The following is a 21489-nucleotide window of genomic DNA, read 5'->3' as shown; positions in this document are numbered from 1 at the left end:
AAAACAGATAAATTAAAAACAGATAAATTAAAAACAATATGGAGAAACACATGTTTACACGAGCCCTAGCGTTATTGGCGCTGTGCCTTTCTTTACCTGCATTGGCTTATCAAGAAGGCGATTCTTTATCGCAAGACGTTATCAAGAAACTGCAACTCAACAACGAGGAGCTCACCATTGTCGACTTCTTTGCTGAATGGTGCGTTTCTTGCCGAGAAGAGCTTCCAGAAGTAAACCAACTCTACAAAGAACTTAAAGGCACTGGCGTGACGTTCAAAGGCGTTGATGTCGATGAAGATGTTGAAGTTGGCCTTGAGTTTCAAAAGCGGCTCGGATTGGAATTCCCAGTAGTGAACGATCCAGAGCAAGCATTGATCGCTGAGTTTAAACCTATCGGTATGCCTGCACTTTATTACATCTACCAAGGCAAGGTTATCAAGATTCGCTTTGGTGCCATTAACCACATTGGCGACGTCATTACTGACGACCTCACCAAGATGGGAGTGCAACTGTAATGCTAATCAAAGCCTCCCTTATTGGGCTACTTGCTATTCCAATGACCGCTAACGCAGCTCTCGAACTCGACCTTAGTGGTTTGGGAAAAAAGCCCGTTGAGCAGCAAGCCAGTAATAACAGCACTAACAGCGATGGTCCCATCGTAGAAGAAGAGATCATCTCCAGCACGGTTTACTCCAGTAGCGGCACGCACTCAAACCAAACCACCAAGAGCGCAACAAGACGCAACATCGACATGGTCACACCAAAGGCAAAGCAGCTGGTTATCAAAGAGAAAGCGCCAGAAGAGACTAACAAGCCTTCAGCGTTAGCGTTTGTCGATGAATTTCTTGGCATTGAGCCGGTAAAGCCTTGGGAGAAAGGAACGCTAGCTCAAAAAGAGATGAAACCGGGCGGTCCAGTACCGGAATTCGATGTGTTCTCCGAAAAAGTCTTCGCCTACAAACAAGGCTCTGTGGGTGGCAGCGGTGTTGGCGGTGGCGGATGTGGCTGTAACTAACCATTAAATCGACAAAAAACACTCAATCAATAAAAAATATTCAGTACTTAAAAAACAAAATAAGAACAAAATGAAAAAACTACCAATTACGCTGCTCAGTGCAGCGGCAGTGGCTAATGTGGCATTAGCTGAAGATCATGTCTCTGTTCATTACCTTAGCTATGAGGAATACGATGACAGAGTATCAGCCAATGACACCATGGTTTCGATTGAAAAAAGTATCGGCTTAGATTGGACCCTAAACGCAGAAATAAGCTACGACAGTGTTTCAGGTGCTTCTCCAGCTTGGGGTCCTACGACACCTCCAGGTTCGGATGCCGACAAGATAAATCGCGCCGTGAAAACTCAGCAAGCCCAAAATAAAACTAATGAGGTCATCCGTGCGGGTTACGATCCTCACCGTGACAGTTATGAGGTCCAGAAGGTCGGCCTAGAAGACACAAGAAAAGCACTCAGCTTGAGTGCCACCTACCGTGACAGGCTGCGTAATGAATGGACCTTTGGCGGTAACGTATCTCAAGAAGAAGACTACGAAAGCATTGGTATCAATGGTAAAGGCTTGATTTATGCTGATAGCGCTAAAAACCGTTCGTACAGCTTAGGGGGCTCTGCTCTTTTCGACCAAACTCAGGCATTTGGCAAATACGTTTTAGGCTCTTCTAACAGCCAGAGCTGGGAAGACATTTTCACAGGCAGCTTAGAAGCGGGGTTATCTCAAACCTTTACACCAAATCTGTACAGCATTTTTACCGCTTATGCAGGCTACCGTAGCGGTTACTTGAGCAACCACTATTTAACGGTTCTTCGCGAAGTCGATATTAACGACGATGGCAAAATCGATGATGACGAAGTGTTCTTGGGGCAAGACTCTAGACCCGATACCCGAGTCTCTGGCGGTATTAATCTTCAGGCCTTTTACTCTTTGTCAGACAGTATAAAAATCCGACCTCGATACAAATGGTTCATAGATGACTGGGGCGTGATGTCTCATCAGTTGGGCGGAAAATTATCTTGGCGTGTCAGTGAGTGGCTAACCCTTGCACCCGGTTATTTCTGGTATACGCAAGATGCGGCAGATTTCTATCGCGATCCTAGTAGCGCAGATCCTTCTTTTGCTTCGACAGGTTACGCGACTTCTGACCTTCGCCTAGGTAACTTCACCGCGAATGCTTATGAGCTTGGCGCGAGCGTTAAGGTCCATAAAACCGTGCGTTTAAATGCGCTTGCGGCTTACTACAAACAGAGCAACGGATTTGAAGCGCAGTGGTGGGCGGTTGGAGCAACTTATGAATTCTAAGCTGCCCTTTGTCCATCGCTTTCATGCCATGACAGTACCTTGCGAAGTGCAAATCTTATCGCTTGATTTGACCCACTTCCCAAAGGCTTCCGCAAAAAGCATCGCTGATGAGATAGAGCAGAACACACATCGATTAGAGGGCAAATATAACTTCTACAGCGATGATTCATGGCTAACGCGACATATTAATCAGCGCACAACCAGTGAAGTCGAACTCGACTCAGAGTCTGCGGAAGTTTTTGAGCATCTCGACCGATTAAGCCAACTGACATTCGACACATTTGATACCACTGTTGGCAGCATCAAACACCTTTTACAACAGAAGCCGAAGATGTCACACAGCCATGCCTTTCAAGCCCTGTCTTCCGCGCTGGGTAAGCAGGCTTGGGAGCTAAAAGAGGCAATAGGTCTAGAAGGTACAATCGATCGACAAAGAAAAGTCGATCAACAAAAGACAAGGCTGCACGTTCCAGATTCACGCACCCGCTTCGATTTTGGCGGCGTCATCAAAGAGTACTCGGTCGATCAAGCAGTAAAGATAGGTAAGCGACTTGGTGCAACTTCAATGTTGGTGAATTTTGGCGGCGATATCTATGCATTGGGTACAAAGCCAGATGGTTCGCCATTTAACATTGCGGTTCTGGATCCAAGAGACAACAAGACACCTTTTTTTGCCATTCCGATTACCGACGCGGCGCTGACCACATCAGCCCACAGTGAACGTCAGATGCAGTTCGGCGATAGAACCACGTCTCATATTTTGTCGAAGCAAGATGTTGAGAAGAAGATTCTATCAGTTACCGCGATTGCTTCCTCCACTTTGGAAGCGGGCGTGCTCAGCACATCTCTAACACTGAACCCCAATATTTCAGTGCCTGAAGACAGCGCTGTTATCTACATCGATGATCAATTACACATTCACCAAAACACGGAGTTTTTGCATTCATGAAAAGCTACCTACTCACTTTAATTCTATTGTTTAGCAGCTTTTTGCATGCTCAAGAAAACGAATTTCTTTCTGTTGAACAAGCCTTCCCTGTCACATGGGAAGCAACAGACCAAGGCGCGGTAATTAGCTTTGATACCCACAAGGGCTACTACCTGTACCGATCTCGATTCTCGTTCAAAGAAGAGTCGTCACTATCGACAAAAGAGCCTCAATACTCGCTGCTAGGTGAAGAAAAACAGGATCCGAACTTTGGTAACGTTGTTGTCTTTCACGAGCCGCTAACCGTTACCGTGCCTTACACCGGCCGTGGCAAACTCACCGTGCGTTACCAAGGCTGTGCAGATAAAGGGCTTTGCTATCTGCCACAAAAGTTAGTGCTCGATCTACCTATGATCGAAGCCTTAGCTGCAGCCCAGATTGAGGAGCAATCAAACTCTCTAGTTCAAACCCTAGGTGAGATCAGTGAAGACACCAATGGCTTATCTTCGTTCCTATCCCAAGCCGGTAAGTTACAAGCGCTGCTTGTGTTCTTCTTGCTCGGTTTGGGCTTGTCCCTCACGCCATGTGTACTGCCGATGATTCCAATTTTAGCCAGTATCATCGGTGGCGAAAAAGCAATGACAGGTAAGAAAGGTGCGGCACTTTCTAGCTCTTATGTTCTGGGTATGGCAACCAGTTACGCGATGACTGGAATCCTAGTCACCACATTGGCAAAAGGGGTCAACCTGCAAGCCGCGATGCAACAACCTTGGTTGTTAAGTAGCTTTGCAGCGATTTTTGTTCTGCTTGCATTGGCAATGTTCGGCTTCTATGAACTTCAATTACCAGCCGCACTGCAGCAAAAACTCAACAACGGTTCAGACAAGTTGGGCGGTGGCAAGATCGCCAGCGTGTTCGCAATGGGCGCAATATCTGCCTTGGTTGTGTCACCTTGCGTCAGTGCCCCATTAGCAGGGGCATTGCTGTACGTTTCAACGACTCAAGATTGGATGTTTGGCGGAGCGACTTTGTTCGTTATGGCACTAGGTATGGGCGTTCCACTTATAGCGATTGGAGCGAGTGGTGGACGTCTGTTGCTAAGAAGTGGCGCGTGGATGGTATCCGTAAAACAAGTGTTTGGCGTGCTGCTATTGGCGGTCGCTATCGTGTTGTTAAGCCGCTTTATTGATCCTTCGATCATCATGATCTTATGGGCACTACTTACTATTGGAACAGGTGTCCATTTCGGCGCTTTAGAAGCGGCACAACCGGGCTGGGCGCGCACTCGCAAATTCTCCGCTCTGCTGCCACTGAGCTATGGCTTGATTCTGTTTGTGGGTTATTTCCTAGGAAATTCCGATCCTCTCAACCCGCTTGCAAACCGAGAATCAGCCCAACCTATTGCGGCTACTCCCTTTGAGAAAACAGACTCGATTGATCAGCTAAAGAAACAGATACAAACCGCTGCCAACGCTAAACAGAAAGTACTGGTCGACCTTTATGCGGATTGGTGTGTCTCTTGCAAAGTGATTGAAACAAATGTGTTCAATGACCAACAAGTGAGCCAAAAACTGAAAGAGTGGCAGACCATAAAGCTTGATGTGACTGAAAGCTCACCAGAACAAATGGCATGGCTTAACGACAAAAATGTGTTCGGCCCACCCGCTATTTTCTTTTACTCCCCCGATAGTGGTGAAATAGAGCCTGCGCGTGTGATGGGAGATATTGATAAAGAAGGTTTCAATAACAAGCTCAAACTTGCTAATCAGCTTGTAGCAGCCCGCACAGCAGAGCCAGACAACCTGACAAACTAGACAATCACTCAATGACCTAAACGCCCAATCAATGATTGGGCGTTTTTATTTGGTTTACTTATTGCACCCCAGTTACTTGGCTTTTTCTAACGGTTGGATGACCATTTGAGTCAGCTGTTCAGTGTAAGAATTGATCTTCCAATGCTCAGGGCTCCAACCTTTCACGAAACGTTGGAAATCAGCCCATGCCACGTAAAACATTGGTCGCCATGCGGCTTCAACATCATCGAAAGAAAGGTGTGGCTGATAGTGCGCGAGTGCATCTTTCAAGTGTTGGAAGTAAATATCTAATACCTTTTGCTCGTACTCTTGGCAATCTTGCGGCCTAATTGCGCTGCTCATAAATAGAGCCACATCTTTCATCGCACAGCCGTGACCCACATATTGGAAATCGACGGCAGCGGCGTTTTCGCTCTCTAGATCAAAACAGAAGTTGGCTAGCTTAGCGTCACCATGGACCAAGGTTTGATATGGACACTCTTTTAATAAACGGTCGATGTGCTTAGCTTGATTCTTCAGTGGGACATCAGCCAAAGCATTCAGCTCATCGGGGCGAGTGTCTAGGTGCCAGTATGTACCGACTTGCCACAATGACAACGACTGTTCTTGATTGATATTGATGTGCTTTGCGTGAAAATTAGCGAGCCATTTAAGGCAAGCATCGCGTTGTTTTTGCTCTTCTCGTGTGTAACTAGATGCCTGATAGTCAGAAACAACAGGTACATCAAACTGAGAGGTTAACGGAAAACCTATATCTGCTAGGTCTTGCATCACGATAAGCCACTCATTCTCTTGTAGCTCACAATGCAGTCCAACAGGAACAGGACAACGATCGTCCCATTGTTGAGTGAAGGACTGATACCATGCCGTTTCCACTTGGTAAGAGTGAACTTTGCGTTGATGAGAGAGTTTAGTATTCCAGCCTTTAGGGTGTTCCGCTTTATCTGGCAGCGCGACATGTTTAACGATAACGCTGTTCATCGAAGCGCTATTATCTTTAGCAAAGACCAAGCGAACTAACTCGCCATACCCGCCCCACAGGCGTTGAATCACTTCGACATCAAATCCTTCATAACAACCCAACCAGGTCGCTATCTTTTGATAAAGCTCAGGCTGATTTTGACTTGAGCTCACTGTAGCTTGAGCTCGATTATTCGACGGTATTGATTGAGACATATTACTCGTTGTTATGCTTTATCGGATAGAAGATGTGACCACTGTGGCTGCCTATTCATGTAGTGAACCACATAGCTACAAACCGGCACAATTTTGAAGCCCGCTTGTTCAATTTCAGGCAATACCGACTCCATCATCATCTTACCAAAGCCCTTGCCTTGCAGTTCATCAGGAATACGAGTCGACGTGATATGTAGTACATCTCCGTCCTTTTGATACTTAACGACCGCGAACTGGTTGGGTTCTAACTCTACCGTGATCTGGTTCACTTCTTGATCCCATTTTACTGCCTGCATTCTCAACTCCTGCAAATAATTGATACGACAAACAATAAAAGTTTGAAGTATGAGTTCCTTGTAATAGACTAACGCAAGTGCATATAAATAAAACTAAGTACTTACAAACACAGCAAATAATTCAGTGCAATCGGCTTAATATAAAATCAGCAATGATAAAAGGCACTCTATAAATCTATGTGAGTACGTCCACTAAATCTAGCACGTAATAACCCCTTGTTAGCAAGTTACCAATATAACTAACAGACGCATGTTGGCGCATGGAGAACATATAATGAACGCACCCCTGAAGAAGCCTTTGGAGCATAATCAGGCACTTCAAGACCCTCGTAATCGCACCGTTTCCACCATCAATAGCACTGATGCGCTGGCCATGATTGAGCACGGCAGTGAGCTGACATTAAATGTCTCGACTCCCGTTGGCACGAAGTTTCTCGCCACCACCAAGTTTATCGGTACGCACAGTGATAACTGTATTGTGGTTGAGGTTCCCGAGGTATCCAATGAAGATCTGAACTTTTTCTTTCAAGAAGGCTTTTGGATGACCGCTCGTGCGTATTCTCTGCGAGGTGAAGGGGCGCTTATCCACTTTAGAAGCCAAATTCACCATAGGATTGGCGAACCCTTTCCGATTTTAGTGCTCTCTACACCAAGTACCATGCAAGTGACTCAACTGCGTAAAGAGACCCGATATGAAGTGAATCTAGCTTCAAGAATCATCTTCAACGACCAACGAGCAAACTGTGAGATAAGAGACTTATCGAAAAGTGGTTGTCGTTTTGTGACCTCACCGACTTCTCGCGCGATTCAGATTGCCGATCGAGTGTCGATTGAGATTACGCCTGAAAACTACAATGGCCCGCTGATTCCGCCATTGAGGGGCATCATTTGTAATCTGCAAAAATCGACGCACTACGCTCGATACGGTGTCGAATTTGATGATATTGGCCGAGCCAACGCTAAGCACTTGTTGGCAAAATTAAAGTTCGATGGCACCAAGCTCTGCTTACGAAACGGTTAACGCCTTTTAAGACGCGACTTTCTCCGAATACCGTAAGCTGACCAAAAACAAATGGCTCCTAGCGAGCCAAACCTCAACCAATAAAAAAGCCATCGACTCTAAACGATGGCTTTTGCGTTTTGGCTGCTATTTATTTGTTTAGCTATTAAACTTTGTATTTAGCTATTTACGCAGTGCGTTCAGTTTCGCTTGAGCGATACCAAAAATAGTATCAATTGGGTAGCTACCCTCATCACTTGCCTCACCTGCGGCTTTGCCTGTGAACAGCTCAATCGCTTCTGTTACATGGTCAATCGCCCAGATATTAAACTCGCCCTTTTCAACCGCTTTTACGATGTCGCTACGCAGCATCAGGTTGTGAACATTTGAACGCGGGATGATCACTCCTTGTTCGTTTGAACGCCCTTTGATTTCACACACATCAAAGAAACCTTCAATTTTCTCGTTTACACCACCTATGGGTTGAGACTCACCAAACTGGTTCATCGAACCCGTAATCGCAATATCTTGACGGTTTGGTTGCTTAGAAAATGCAGATACCACCGCACAGAACTCGGCCATACTCGCACTGTCACCATCGACGCCACCATACGACTGCTCGAAGGTAATGTTAGTAGTGAGTGGTACTTTGGCCGTTTTACCAAACACAGAAGAAAGGTAAGCCGACAAGATCATCACACCCTTCGAGTGAATACTGCCACCTAGGTCTACGTTTCTTTCAATATCAATCACTTCACCATCACCGTAAGCGGTGGTTGCCGTGATTCGGTTCGGCGCACCAAACATATGATCCGTCGTGCTAAGTACAGAAAGCGCATTCACTTGCCCAACCGCCTGACCATCGACATGAATCAGCGTTGTGCCATTAGTAAAGGTTTCCATCACACTGTCTTGCAGTCGTCCAACACGCATCTGTTGGTTAGATAACGCTTGGTCGACGTGCGTTGCACGAATCAGATTCGATTTTGAGCCTCTCGCAACGTAGTTTGACTCACGAAGCAGATTGGCAATGTGTGCCGAGTGCAGAGACAATTTACCTTGGTCACCCGCCTGACGAGAACTGTGCTCAATGATGCGAGCAATCGCTTTGCGGTCACAATGCAACATGTTGTTGTCATGTACGATGCTCGAAATAAAGCGCGCGTAATGCATTTCAGAATCGGGAGTGCGCTTCATCTCATCTTCAAAATCGGCTGTCACACGGAACAGTTCACCAAACTCCGCATCGTAATGTTGCAGCAGTTGGTAAGTTCGGTAATCACCAAACAGAATGATCTTAACGTCCAATGGAATCGGTTCAGGATCAAGCGATACCGCCCCCGTTAAGGTCACCTCTTTTTCTAATGAAGTGAAACTCAATTGACGTGAACGCAGCGCTCGCTTCAAGCCTTCCCAAACGTACGGCTGCTCAAGCACCTTGACCGCATCCATCAACAATACGCCGCCGTTTGCTCTGTGCAAGCTACCTGCGCGAATCAAGGAGAAATCGGTAAATACGGTACCTTTAAAAGTCGCTGTTTCCACATGGCCAAACAGAGAGTGGTAATTTGGGTTTTCCTCTACCACGATCGGCATCGCCTCCTCCTTCTGGCTAACAATCACATTAACCTTGTAGCGACGCGGCATTTTCTTATCCAAAGAAGCAGTCGCCACTTCGGCTTGCTCGGTGCTCTCTTCTAAGAAGATGTCAGCGTTATCGACAATGTCTTTACGCAGTGCCGTTAGGTACTTCTTGATCTCTGGATATTGACTGTAATCCTGCTTTAACTGCTTGATAAAGTGAGTAATCACATCTCGCGCCGTATCATCATTTAGCTTTTGAATTTTCTCTGTGTACGTCTCTTCAAGTTCCGTCAATTCACGAGAAATGGTTCGCAGCCCGACTTCCAATCCATCAATGGTTTTATCAAATTGATCTTGTTCTTCCGGCGAAAGCAGATCAAAGCTCTCTTCGGTATGAAGATCATCACCATTCATTGCCACAAATTGGTAATCACCCTGAGTGGTGATCGTCAGGTTAATGCCCTTGTCTTTGGCTTCTTGGCTAATGCTTTCTAACGCGGCTTGTTGCTTAGCTGCCAATTGGTTTTTAAGCCTGTCAGCGCGGCTAAAGTACATCTCGTTATCAAACGCTAGAGGCATACCTTTCAGCAATTTACGCATTAGCTTTTCAATATCTTGCTTTAAGCTGCTGCCAACGCCACGAGGCAATTTCAGTACCTTAGGTGTACGAATATCTTCAAAGTTCGCGATATAACACCAATCAAAAAGCTCCTGAACCTCTTGAGGGTGTCGGTTTAGATAGCGCAAGATCATGGTGCGTTTACCCAGACCATTTCGCCCTATCGCATAAATGTTGTAACCCTTTTCCTTGATTGACATCGCGAACTCAACGGCCTTTTGAGCACGTTCTTGCCCGACGATCTCGTCAATTGGAGCCAGTTCTTTGGTCGACTTACATGGTAACTTCTCGAGTTCTGCTACCTGATACAGCTGTTCTGTATTGAGTCTTTGCATCGCCATCGCCGCCTCCTTAGTCCTTCATTACTTAGGTGTAGATAAAATCAGTGTAGATGTAATTTCCTACAAATTTAGTGACTTACGCTACACAGCTGTTCAACTGAACAAATAACACACAATTTAAGTCATTTTTAGGAATAGCCCGTCATTTAATTCATCAACTTAACATGTGAATGATTTTAATTTGCAATTGATAATAAATATCATTAACATTTTAAGATATTATGAATTGAGGATGTGGATATGGAAATTGAACGATGCTGGATGCACTACCTAAAAGCTGAACAGTTAATGGAACAAGGTCACTGGCCTGAAGCACAGCGCCTGTATGGTGATGTTCTAACATCACTTCCTCATCACATACAAGATGCAGCATACCAAAGCGATATCAAGCCTTGCCAATTTGCCTGCCTGCTTGCCGGGTTGAGAGATGCGAGTGTTGCTCAATCTGAGATTCTCAACCGTTTAGGGCAGCACCAACAAGCCTTCGACACCTTGAATCAATCTTATGCACTGATGCAATTTATCTCGCTTGAAAGCACTGATCTGATTCAACGCACCTATGGGCTATTGGAAAAGCAGAGTGAAGACCTGCTCAATCACTTAATTGCTTTTTGCAGTGCTCAGCGCAGTTCGCATTGGATGCTCGAACTAGAACAAATTCAACGTGCTCATCACCATTTTGGGCAACTAAAAACAACGTCAGAAGTTCAATCTTCACCTAATGTCTTAAATTGATAAGGATATATCATGTCGGACCGGGCCATTCTTAAAGTTAATAACCTCTCCGTAAGTTTCAAAACCAATGATGGAATCATTGATGCGGTCAAAAAGATTAACTTTACCCTTAACTCAAGCGAAACCTTAGCCATTGTTGGTGAATCAGGTTCAGGTAAATCCGTCTCTTCCAACGCGCTGATGCGTTTACTTCCTGATAACGCGATTATTGATCAACAGTCAGACATCGAGTTTGAAGGTCAATCGATTCTTGGTAAGACTGAGCGAGAAATGCAGTCGATTCGTGGCGATAGAATCGGCATGATCTTTCAGGAGCCAATGACATCTTTGAATCCATACCTGCGTGTCGGCACTCAAGTGGCAGAAGCCATTATGTGTCACCGAAAGGTATCGAAATCAAAAGCAAAACAGCGTGTACTAGAGCTGTTCAATCTGGTGCATTTACCTATGCCAGAGCTGGCTTACACCAAGTATCCGCATGAGTTTTCAGGTGGTCAGTTACAGCGCATCATGATCGCAATGGCGCTAATCAATGAACCAGATATTCTGATTGCCGATGAACCCACAACCGCATTGGACGTAACGGTTCAGGCGGAAGTGCTTTCTCTTATCAAAGAGATTCAAGGCAAAATGGGCATGGCGATTTTGTTCATCACCCATGATCTCGGTGTAGTGAAGCACTTTGCCGACCGTGTTCTGGTGATGTGTAAAGGTGAACTGGTTGAAGAAGGGGTGACTCAAGCCTTATTCGAAAACCCAAGACACGACTACACACGCATGCTGATTAACTCCATTCCGAAAGGCGCTAAGGTTCCTGTTGAGGCATCCGCACCTGAACTGCTTTGTGCAGAAAATATTCGCGTGAAGTTCTTGATCAAATCTCACTTTATCCAAAGTAAGAACCAGTACTTCGAAGCAGTTAAAGGCATTTCGTTGAAGCTGAAACAAGGCGAAACCTTAGGCATTGTGGGCGAGTCTGGTTCCGGTAAATCGACCCTTGGACGAGCTTTGATCGGCTTGCTGCCAAGTAGCGGGCGTATTGTCTACAAAGGCCAAGACGTCAGCTTATTGACCGATAAAGAGCGTCACAAGCTTAAGAAAGATGTTCAGATGGTGTTCCAAGACCCTTATGGTTCTTTATCACCACGTATGACGGTTGGGGAAATCATCACCGAAGGCTTAACGGTACATCAACCTCATTTGTCAAAACAAGAACGTTTAGAAAGAGCGCGCAAAGCACTGATTGAGGTTCGCTTGGAGCCAAACTCAATTAACCGCTACCCGCACGAATTCTCAGGTGGACAAAGACAACGTATCGCGATTGCTCGCGCGTTGATTCTTGAACCTTCTTTCATTTTGCTGGATGAACCAACTTCGGCACTCGATCGCTCAGTACAACTGACCGTGATCGACCTACTGAAAGACATTCAAGCTAAGCACAATATCGGCTTCCTATTCATCAGCCACGATCTCTCGGTAGTGAAAGCTCTGTCGGATCGAGTGCTGGTGATGCAGAAGGGCGAAGTGATGGAAGAAGGGGCTGCAGAAGAGATTTTCAATGCGCCGAAAAACGACTACACCAAGAAACTGATCGCAGCGTCATTCGACTTAGAAAATAAATCGAAAAAAAATGCCGCATAGAGGGAACTAATCAACATTAACAGCGTCTTATAAGTACATTCTGAATAATATCGCTACTCAAAATAATTGGAATTGCAGCTAGGCAACAAATAAGTTCAGCCCTATGAGCATAGGGGCTCTATGTGATTTGGGTGAACTTAGGCAGTTAACAACGCTGCGGCTTCAAGTATGAAGAGTAGAATGGGTTTCACTCTAGAATGGATATAGCAAAACTGGTTTGGCCGCCAAAAGAAAAATGTCGCATGGATGCGGCATTTTTCGTTTCTGGCGTATATGAAAAATCAACTCAGTGATTCATGCCGGTGATTATGAAGGTCTGATCAAGTTTAAACAGGGTTAACTGATAGTCGGATCACAGCCGCAGAGCGGCTTCGTTCAACTCGTTTTTGGACAATTCCGTTTTAGCAAGGTTGCTACTTTAGCAAAGTATGAATTATTAAAAGATGGATAAATTCTTTACGTGATTGTCCAGCATCACTGGATCAGATCGGCGGTAAATATAACATCTTAATCACTGAAGCCAACGCATAGCAAAAATGCCACGCGTTGCGAATTAACCTTAAAGAGTTATATTTTTTTTGCTACGACGGAAAAGATATGCCAATTATGCTCCACACCTTGCGCTGTTTTCCCTGAAACTTTATGCTCTTCCCACTTTTTAATTTTAAAACCTGAAAAGATTTTTCGTAACTTGTCTTCAGTAAAAACAGTAACCTCTGGCCAAAATGCCTCTTTGTCATAATCAGCACTTGCCATTGTGTCATTTGGGCCCAAGAACGAACCACAAAACACCCCATTACTAGAGCTAAGAGAATGGCTTACCTTAGACCAAACATGAGCGAACTGGCTTGGTGGACAGAAGAACAAACTTGCGTCAGCTACGACTAGTGTTGCGTCTGGATAATTGAATGTACTAAAGTCATCTTTAGACAAATGAATACGGTCATCCCCTTTAAATCGTGTCCGACATCGATTAATTGATTCTTCCTCGACATCAAAGGCGTACACTTCAAAACCTTTAGATCTCAAAAACGAAATATCAGAACCAGCACCGCACCCACAATCTATAGCAATACGCTCTTCACCGACTAAACTGAGAGCGTAGATTAAATCTTCTCGTACAGCACGATTTTCCGTCGAGTCATAATATTCATTAATTTCTTTAGTGCTCATTAATAACCCCAGAAAATTTGATTATTTCTACACGGCGCTAAACCGTGCTTCACAGATATATAATGCGGTCTTTCGATTTAGCATTCAACTTTAAATCAATAAGATAGCAACAACTAAATATGTTAGAACGCTCCATGTCGTACCACTTTTACAACTGCTAGTTTCAAATAACTATCAGTAGTGCAAATGCTCATGAACAGAATGCGAATCAAAAAAGGTTTAAGAAACATCGTGGCATTTTTTAGCTAAAAAATGCCACTTTCCAGAGTAGGGAAAGTGGCCATGTATATGTGGCTTAAATAACAATACTGTTTTACATAGCTAGCATATGCAATCAAGATAAACGGGGCAACTGTCGCTCAAAATGATAATTGGACAAAGACGATTTAGCGCATCGCACTAAACCGTTCTTTTTAGATTAGAAAAAATATCTTGAAACCTTAAACGTTAGCTTACTCTGCCATAATCTTATCGTAACTATATTGGCACGAACCACATTTACCTTCGTTGTATTGATCTTCTATGCCTAATGACGTGTCACATATTTCACAAAATTTATATTCCATTTCATACTCACACGCCACACACTTATCTTCACTATATATATATGTGTGTTTTCCGCACTCATGGCATGAATCATAAGGAGAATCCCCACCATCCATAGCATTACTAATTGCTTCACCAGACAATGAGTCATCAATACATTGCTCAATTACATCATCAAATGAAAAATCAGTATTACATGACCTACAATGCAAGTTAACACAGGGGTGACAATCATCGGGATATGGAGCTTCGATTAATGAAGAGTGACATGAATTACAACGTAAATATTTTAATGACTCTTTAACTGCGTCGTACTTCCAATCTATTTTTTCGATTGATGCAGTACATAATGCTTCTTCAGCAGAATAAACTTCACTTACTTCGAGTAAAGTTGCCCACGCTTCATCACCTAATGTTTCTTGTGGATCTTTTTCTAAGTATTCGGTTAGGAAATCTCTAATCAGTAAAAATGATTTTGCAACTATTTCACGAACTGTATCTGGCGACTCTGAAGTATAGTAATGTTCAAGATCATTTCTCAGTTTATTAATTTCATTAAATCGGTTCCAATCTACTGATACTTTCAAGCTTTTAAACCGCTCTTGAATTGAAAAGACATCAACTGTTTTATGCCCTTTACCTTCGAAGACGATTTTTCCATCATCATTTTGGATAGGCCTAATATTTTGTTTTATTAAAAGTTCTTTATTATCTTCAGGAGATAACAGGCATAGTTTCTCTTTGTATAGAAGTAAAATTCCTGCTGAAATGTTTCGAACAGCAGAAACACTTCTTCTATCATCTGCACTTTCATAGTCTTCAATCCCTATTTGAATTGAATCTATCGCATTTTGGATTATACTCAAAACTTCTCCTTTTTAACTCTTTGCCAACACTTGTTCAATGGTCAAACTTGAACCTAGCTCAGATTCTGTATCATATTCTAAACTTGCATCTATATATAAACGGAAGATAAATGACAATTTAACAACATCGCTATCTATCTCAATATTATATATTGATCTTATAGATTCTATTTCATCTACATGTTGCTTAAATTCTATTAAATCAATTGTTACGACCAAATCAACTCTACGCATCTCGTAGAAACAACTAATATAGACACTTTTTTCTGGAAGGCGACTAACGTAATGAACAGTTGGGTCTTCTACTCCCTCGAAAATATCAGGAACAATTTCGATTACATCGGTTAATTTATCAGTAAATACTTGCGCACCTAATAAATCACCAATGTCTTTGTTTTTCATATTCTTAAGGTAACTTTCTGTTTCTTCAATCAGAAAGCCTTCTAAGTCATCAAGTATTTCTTCACGGTTAAAGGCGTGCTCAATTTTATCAACATTCTCTTTGATAAAGTCGAAAATATTTAAGTACGGCTTGATAGTTGCTGTAATTCCAATTTCATCAATATCTTTTTGCAAATCGTCATTAAATGATAAAATCTTATTTTTCTTTTCGAAGAAATCATGCTTGTTGTTTGTAATGAAGGCAATTTCACCTTCAATATTCTGAGCTTTTAAATAACTCAAAAATGAAAGCCAGATCAAAGTGTCACGGTAACCTTTCTCTTCACCAGTAAATGGTTTAACTAATTTTAATGCTCTATCAACAACCTGTTCATGCGGAACTTCATCGTATGAGATATTTTCGATGAAATTAACTTTACTATTTAATATTGATTGAACGTCATACTTTGTAATCCCCAATTTTTCAAATGAAAAATCAACATCTTGTTTATTAAGTTTATTGACTCTGTTGATCAACCTATCAATCTCTGTTGTTGTTTCCAACAACTCTCTCTCACGAATATTATTAACTTCCTGAGCGACTAAGTTAGACAACAAAAGGCCTAATTCTTCATTATTTAAGTAATGAAACAATAGTTTAAAATTTGCATTATCTACGAACCAGTTATTGTAAAATGCATTTGTGTCTAAAAAAACTTTCATGAACATCTTCTTTGAGTGAAACTACGAGTCAAGTAGAGAGGGCTAATGTTGAGGTCATTCATTATGAAACTCAACCAATATTCATTTGTAGTGTGAATCGATAGCGACTTTTAGGAGAAACTTCAGCAATTTTCCATATAACAACCCAAACACATGGATTAGATTAATTTGATCCATTCTAGAGCGTTCGAGAAAAGCAGTTCGGCGGCTCTGAGAAGTTTTGGGGCAGAAGCTTGTCACTGGCTTTGCCAATTTAGCATTTAACGGATTATCTTCGGTATCGCTGCAGAGAAGACTACACATTATCTTCAGAACTATTACAGCCCTTTTATTTTATTCTTAGCTAAGTTTTCTTGTTGCTTAAGAAACATGAAAAAGTTTGTCTCACTAATAAATGTGTTCCCATTTGCACCTAACTTCTCCCTATTCTCAAATAGGTAATTTTTATGTGGATGGTTCGAAAGGTTAACGCTCACAACAGGCGACTGGAGTGAAATCTTTCTAATTTTCTCCATACTACTCAAGAACTGGTCAATCATTTTTGGATCGTTGCCACTTACGCTATGACCACCAACGATAAAAGCACGATGTTCAACACCGTTATCTTCGACTGTGAAGTCTAGGGAAAAGTCACCTTCAGTGTGACCCGGTGTGAGATAGAACTTAAACTCATGATCACCAATAACCATAGAGCTATCGCTTTTTATCTCTATGTCTAGGTTTGGTGGAAGGAACTTGTTCTCACCTTTGCTTTTATTTGATTGCTGTATAGATAGCTCATGAGCGCTTTTGGTCATCACAACTTTAGAACCATACATCTTTTGAAGTAACTGAGCGCCCCCAACATGGTCAGAATGTCCATGCGTCACCAATATGTGCGTTATTGGCTTATCTTCTAACCCTAACTTCTTAAGGTTGATAGGAATCCACTTAGAATAAGGGGAATCAAGAGTATCAATTATTACTAGTCCATCATCTGTGACAATTGCATATGATGAAACCCATTTGTCCCCAACATAATAAACATTATCAAACATCTGAAACGGTTCTACATAACCGTTCTTATCATTCATCGTTGGAACATCTTTACTTGAGGAAGCAAAGACCGATGCACTGAAGAGAGCACCTAATATAATTTTTTTCACGACATCACCTGCAAACACTTACTGATTCGTTTAAGTTCTGACTTACCAAGACACTTCCTTGAGCGCTGAGTAAGTCCAAAAGTAAGCTACGATTTTGAAAGCAATTTGTTGCACAATCAAGGCAAAAGGTATTCTATTTACTTTGTGAACTACCGATAGAACTACAGCGTCCGGATAAGGAAATAAATTTTTTTGAAATGAGACTGTTGACTAAATTATTCTTATCAAATTTTGGGGCTATCCAAACAAACTTTGGGGCAAAGACGTGTTTGCCGAGCTCGGCGTCAGCACGCCTTTGGACAAAAGTGTGTTTGGTCACCCCGCGAGTCTATCAAGCAACTCATTAGTTGAAATATGACGGAATAGATCTCCACAGGTTCTCGAGAGACTGCATTACTATTCCAAGTCTTCACCTCAAAGCAAATTTATTTGAGCGTTGAGCAACTCATTGCTTACCAAACAAAGTAATTAGGTTAAAATGGTTTTAATATAAGTCATTGAAGATAAAGAGCATGGAACATCTAGAAGAAATAAAAATTAATGACATCTGGCAACACAATGTCAATCTATTGATAGGCTCAGGCGCATCATTTGGGCTTTTCCCTACCCTTGCGACCCAAATGGAAGATGAGTCCATCGAAACGCTAGGTAAGTACTTCGAAGATGAAAACAAGCCCCAGCTTAAGTCGCTGCTTTTCATGTACTACTACGTCAACTGCATTGAACCCGTAATATCATTCAATATTGAATACACAAAATTAGGTGCAGACCTAGGCTTAGAAGAAGATATTAACAAGTTATCAGTCATCAAAAATTATCAACTATTACTTAAAACACTTAAGACAATTGCCTCTAAAAACAAATCTCAGAAAAAAGCTAATATCTTCACCACAAATTATGACTCATGTTTCGCCGACGCATATGAAGAGCTTTTGCTTGAGGAATCAAATTTAGAGTTTGTACTGAATGATGGTTCTAAAGGTTTTCGTAGAAAATTTGTTGAAGCTCGACACTTTGACACTTTTGAAATCAAACATAGCATCTTTGGCAAAAACTGTTTCAGCATCCCACAAGCCAATCTAGTTCACTTACATGGTTCAGCATTCTGGACACTCAATGACAACCGAATAGCAGTTAACTACGATGATAAGGACTGCAAATTCGAAGATAAATTTTTTGATAGCGTCAAAGGTGAACTGGAAGAACTAGAAGCAATTCTTAACAATAAGGAAGCCACACGTGATGCCTTTAACGCAATCACTTTTAATGGGGCTTTTTCAGACATAGAAAAGATATTTTGGGCTACTTACAAAAAGCTTCCAATTGTTAACCCTACCAAATGGAAGTTTCACGAAACTGTTTTTGACGAACATTATTACCAAATGCTTCGTCTAATGAGTTATGAACTGGAAAAGCAAGACTCAGCCCTTATTGTATTTGGCTTTTCATTTGCAGATGAACACATTACCAACCTAATAAAACGCTCACTAGGCAATAAATCTCTCACTATGTACCTGTGTTGTTTTGATGCTTTCACTGTAGATGCAATGGAAGAGCTGTTCGGCAGCTTCAATAACGTTAAGCTCATCAAACTAGATGGTTTTTTAGACTTTGATGCTTTCAATAACGAAGTATTCAAGCTTCCAAATTAAGAGAATAACATGGCTATTTTAGTGGGCGAGGTTATTGCCGTAAAAGGCGTTAAGGTATCAATTAAAGTTTTTGAAGAATCAAATAAAGACACATTATTCTACGACGGTACAAAGTACAAAGGCGTTTCAATACGCGAGTATGTGCAAATAGAACGTGGTTTTAAGAAGATAATCTGCGTAGTCGAGGGAGAGTACTTAGATGAAAAATGGATTGATGATGAATTCCATTATATTCGGACTGTAGACCTCAAACCCATTGGTTACTTTGAGTCAGGTCGTTTTGTTGAAGGCATCAAGCACCTCCCTTTAATCAAAGACCCTGTTTTCTTACTCGAAGAGGATAGGCTCACTGACATCTACGGCAAAGCCGACGGTGATTTTGTAATCGGAAGTCTATTAAAAGAAGAATTTCCAGTTTCTCTACCATGGCACAAGTTGTTCAACTCGCATATTGGGATTTTTGGTAATACGGGGAGTGGTAAGTCAAACACGTTAACCAATTTATACACCACTCTTTTTGACAAGAAAATTGAACAGATAAATGGTAAAAGCCAATTTATCGTTATCGATTTCAATGGCGAATACACAAACGGACAGCTTACTACTGACCAATATAAAAACGTCTACAACCTCAACTCTCGCAATGCTGAGCAAAAGTTTCCATTAGCAAAGTCAGAGTTCTGGGACACTGATACTTTGAGTTTGCTCTTTCAGGCTACACAAAACACACAAAAACCATTCATTAATCGAATCGTAAAAGGCAAGCTACAATTTGATACCGAATCTAATTTCTTAAACTACATTAAAACAACCTATGAAAAAGTATTCACTGCAGCTGCACCTCACCCAGAGCTACTCGATCTCATCCGTGAAATCACTAACACACTGGAAAATGCAGCAATAAAGGACACATTGAAAACTATTTCTTTCAATGGAACCACCAAAGGCTTCTATGTGGCGCCTAACTCTTATTTTCGTGCCGACGGGAATTATTACGGAAACATACTAAAAGATGATGTCGATGCTATAACTATCCCTCAAGGCCTAAGTGACTTAGACCAATTTAACATTCGTTGCCACATACAGCTAATAAGAGACCTGATAAGTGGATATGTTCAGTTTGATTTTATTCAACCACTCTTGAAACGCATAGACTCATCACTATCTAACCTAACCAAAGTCATTCAAGTTAATGACGACCTAGCGGCGAACAAAACTGTCACGATTATCTCTCTAAGAAAATGTAATCAAGATATTAAGAAAGTTCTTCCTTTGTTGATAGCTAAGCATTATTACAACCCACATAAAGTAGCTGTAGCCAATCCGCCAGATAAGACTATACATCTTATAATTGATGAGGCTCATAACATACTGTCACAGCAGTCAACCCGTGAGAGTGAAAGCTGGAAGGACTACAGACTTGAAACCTTTGAGGAAATCATTAAAGAGGGTCGTAAATTTGGCATGTATCTAACTCTTTCTAGCCAAAGACCAGCAGATATATCACCAACCATAGTGTCCCAGATACACAATTTTTTCATTCATCGCTTGGTCAATGAGAGAGACTTATTCTTGATTGATAACACGATTAGTACATTAGATAGCATGTCTAGAAGCATGATTCCCAATTTAGCTCGTGGTAGCTGTGTTATTACTGGAACTGCGTTTGATTTACCTATGGTTCTACAGGTGGACGAATTAGCGAAAGAGAAGCAACCAGATAGTGAAGATGTCGATTTAGAAACACTATGGATCTAAATGCCACCAAGACTTAAATTGTCTAGCATTGGAACAAAGAGTCAGGTGCCAATCCATTGCAAAATGAGATTGGTTACCGCTAGTCATAACTCACTTTGGGGCACAAACGTGTTAGAGAAGAGCATCTGACGCTTGTAAACATGTACCATTTGTCTCGAAGCTACATCCATTTCCGTAGTGGATTTCAAATGCTTTGTACTTCTGCTTCCAAAATTATCCCTGTAACGTCCCACTTCAAACACTCTCTAGACTAAAAGAGTGATCAACTTGGTTCTTTAAAAGAAGTAAACCATTTGGGGCGGCCGAGTTCCCCCCGAACTCGACCTGTTCCAGACGCGCAAGCAAAGGCGTTTGGTTTCTGGCGTACTCATAAATTAACCAATTTCAGTTTGTTGTGTAAATAATCAATAGCTTGCCAACTGATAGGTAGGTCGTATTTCGCTGTGCAAAAGTATAGAAATGAATGATGGTGAATGTAATGCCTGAACTCATGCAAGGAGGCTGGCGTATTGAAGCTAAAGGGCTGACACAATATGAAACACCACTTGCTAGTTAATGATATCGTTAAATTTAAATTTTCAGGGATTTATAACTAGCTAGTGGAGTGTGCTAGTTTTAAGAGTTGGTCATCTTTCATTCTGGTGTAATGCACTGCTTTTGAATTTAAAGTTGGATTTAGTATCTGAATTATTAAATCTGACGGGATAAATGATTGTTTAATGTTGATTTGGCAAGATCTTCAAGTATCCTTTATGTAAACAAAACGTTAAATATCGAAAGTTAATTAACAATCATTAAG

General features: G+C 41.9%; 17 protein-coding genes. 10 read left to right on the top strand and 7 right to left on the bottom strand.

What is annotated here, in order from left to right; all coding sequences use genetic code 11:
- Positions 1-50 precede the first annotated feature (50 nt).
- The 5 genes from BCV39_RS00310 to dsbD all read left to right on the top strand — a co-directional run bounded on the left by BCV39_RS00310 (position 51) and on the right by dsbD (position 5054).
- The gene (locus BCV39_RS00310) at positions 51-515 is read left to right on the top strand and encodes a TlpA disulfide reductase family protein (RefSeq protein ID WP_102433278.1); all 465 of its coding nucleotides are present in this window, start codon (positions 51-53) and stop codon (positions 513-515) included.
- Positions 515-1015, top strand: coding sequence for a DUF4266 domain-containing protein (locus BCV39_RS00305; protein WP_102433279.1), 501 nt, complete (start codon positions 515-517; stop codon positions 1013-1015). The genes BCV39_RS00310 and BCV39_RS00305 overlap by 1 nt, the downstream gene beginning before the upstream one ends.
- 70 nt (positions 1016-1085) lie before the next feature.
- Positions 1086-2312 carry a DUF3570 domain-containing protein gene (locus BCV39_RS00300; protein WP_102433280.1) on the top strand — a complete coding sequence of 409 codons (1227 nt, stop codon included), beginning with the start codon at positions 1086-1088 and terminating at the stop codon, positions 2310-2312.
- Positions 2302-3261 (top strand): FAD:protein FMN transferase, encoded by a 960-nt coding sequence (locus tag BCV39_RS00295; protein WP_102433281.1) that lies wholly within the window; start codon positions 2302-2304, stop codon positions 3259-3261. Before BCV39_RS00300 ends, BCV39_RS00295 begins: the two co-directional genes overlap by 11 nt.
- Complete coding sequence (gene dsbD / locus BCV39_RS00290; RefSeq protein WP_102433282.1) at positions 3258-5054, top strand: protein-disulfide reductase DsbD; 1797 nt, start codon at positions 3258-3260, stop codon at positions 5052-5054. The genes BCV39_RS00295 and dsbD overlap by 4 nt, the downstream gene beginning before the upstream one ends.
- Positions 5055-5126: 72 nt before the next feature.
- On the opposite strand, the gene BCV39_RS00285 is transcribed toward dsbD, so the two are convergent.
- Positions 5127-6230, bottom strand: coding sequence for a phosphotransferase (locus BCV39_RS00285; RefSeq protein ID WP_102433283.1), 1104 nt, complete (start codon positions 6228-6230; stop codon positions 5127-5129).
- Positions 6231-6241: 11 nt separating this feature from the next.
- Complete coding sequence (locus BCV39_RS00280; RefSeq protein WP_048658906.1) at positions 6242-6526, bottom strand: GNAT family N-acetyltransferase; 285 nt, start codon at positions 6524-6526, stop codon at positions 6242-6244.
- 274 nt (positions 6527-6800) lie between these two features.
- Here BCV39_RS00280 and BCV39_RS00275 point away from each other — a divergent pair, with 274 nt between their 5' ends.
- A complete protein-coding gene (locus BCV39_RS00275) occupies positions 6801-7547 on the top strand; it encodes a flagellar brake protein (RefSeq protein ID WP_048663874.1) in 747 nt (248 codons plus the stop codon).
- 162 nt (positions 7548-7709) lie between these two features.
- Here the strand turns inward: BCV39_RS00275 and BCV39_RS00270 are convergent, their stop codons facing one another.
- Entirely contained in the window at positions 7710-10070 is a 2361-nt protein-coding gene (locus BCV39_RS00270) for an ATP-binding protein (protein WP_102433284.1), read from the bottom strand.
- Positions 10071-10310: 240 nt separating this feature from the next.
- Here BCV39_RS00270 and BCV39_RS00265 point away from each other — a divergent pair, with 240 nt between their 5' ends.
- Positions 10311-10805, top strand: coding sequence for a hypothetical protein (locus BCV39_RS00265; protein ID WP_048663875.1), 495 nt, complete (start codon positions 10311-10313; stop codon positions 10803-10805).
- A 12-nt stretch (positions 10806-10817) separates the two neighbouring features.
- The gene (locus BCV39_RS00260) at positions 10818-12446 is read left to right on the top strand and encodes an ABC transporter ATP-binding protein (protein ID WP_102433285.1); all 1629 of its coding nucleotides are present in this window, start codon (positions 10818-10820) and stop codon (positions 12444-12446) included.
- 567 nt (positions 12447-13013) lie between these two features.
- Here the strand turns inward: BCV39_RS00260 and BCV39_RS00255 are convergent.
- The 4 genes from BCV39_RS00255 to BCV39_RS00240 form a co-directional block, all read right to left on the bottom strand.
- On the bottom strand, positions 13014-13619 hold the full coding sequence (locus BCV39_RS00255) for a class I SAM-dependent methyltransferase (protein ID WP_008216679.1): 606 nt from the start codon (positions 13617-13619) through the stop codon (positions 13014-13016).
- 452 nt (positions 13620-14071) lie between these two features.
- Positions 14072-15031, bottom strand: a complete 960-nt coding sequence (locus BCV39_RS00250) for a hypothetical protein (RefSeq protein ID WP_102431783.1) — start codon at positions 15029-15031, stop codon at positions 14072-14074.
- 12 nt (positions 15032-15043) lie between these two features.
- A complete protein-coding gene (locus BCV39_RS00245) occupies positions 15044-16135 on the bottom strand; it encodes a PIN domain-containing protein (RefSeq protein ID WP_102460914.1) in 1092 nt (363 codons plus the stop codon).
- Positions 16136-16452: 317 nt separating this feature from the next.
- A complete protein-coding gene (locus BCV39_RS00240; RefSeq protein WP_198591317.1) occupies positions 16453-17280 on the bottom strand; it encodes an MBL fold metallo-hydrolase in 828 nt (275 codons plus the stop codon).
- Between the two features lie 512 nt (positions 17281-17792).
- Between BCV39_RS00240 and BCV39_RS00235 the strand changes: the two genes are divergently transcribed.
- Together BCV39_RS00235 and BCV39_RS00230 are read left to right on the top strand one after the other, a co-directional pair.
- Positions 17793-18932 carry an SIR2 family protein gene (locus BCV39_RS00235; RefSeq protein WP_102433138.1) on the top strand — a complete coding sequence of 380 codons (1140 nt, stop codon included), beginning with the start codon at positions 17793-17795 and terminating at the stop codon, positions 18930-18932.
- A 9-nt stretch (positions 18933-18941) separates the two neighbouring features.
- Entirely contained in the window at positions 18942-20690 is a 1749-nt protein-coding gene (locus tag BCV39_RS00230) for an ATP-binding protein (RefSeq protein WP_102433137.1), read from the top strand.
- The last annotated feature ends 799 nt before the right edge of the window (positions 20691-21489 follow it).

It is taken from the genome of Vibrio sp. 10N.286.55.E10 (assembly GCF_002872555.1).
GTDB lineage: Bacteria > Pseudomonadota > Gammaproteobacteria > Enterobacterales > Vibrionaceae > Vibrio > Vibrio crassostreae.
This window is presented reverse-complemented; position numbering and strand designations above follow the sequence as displayed.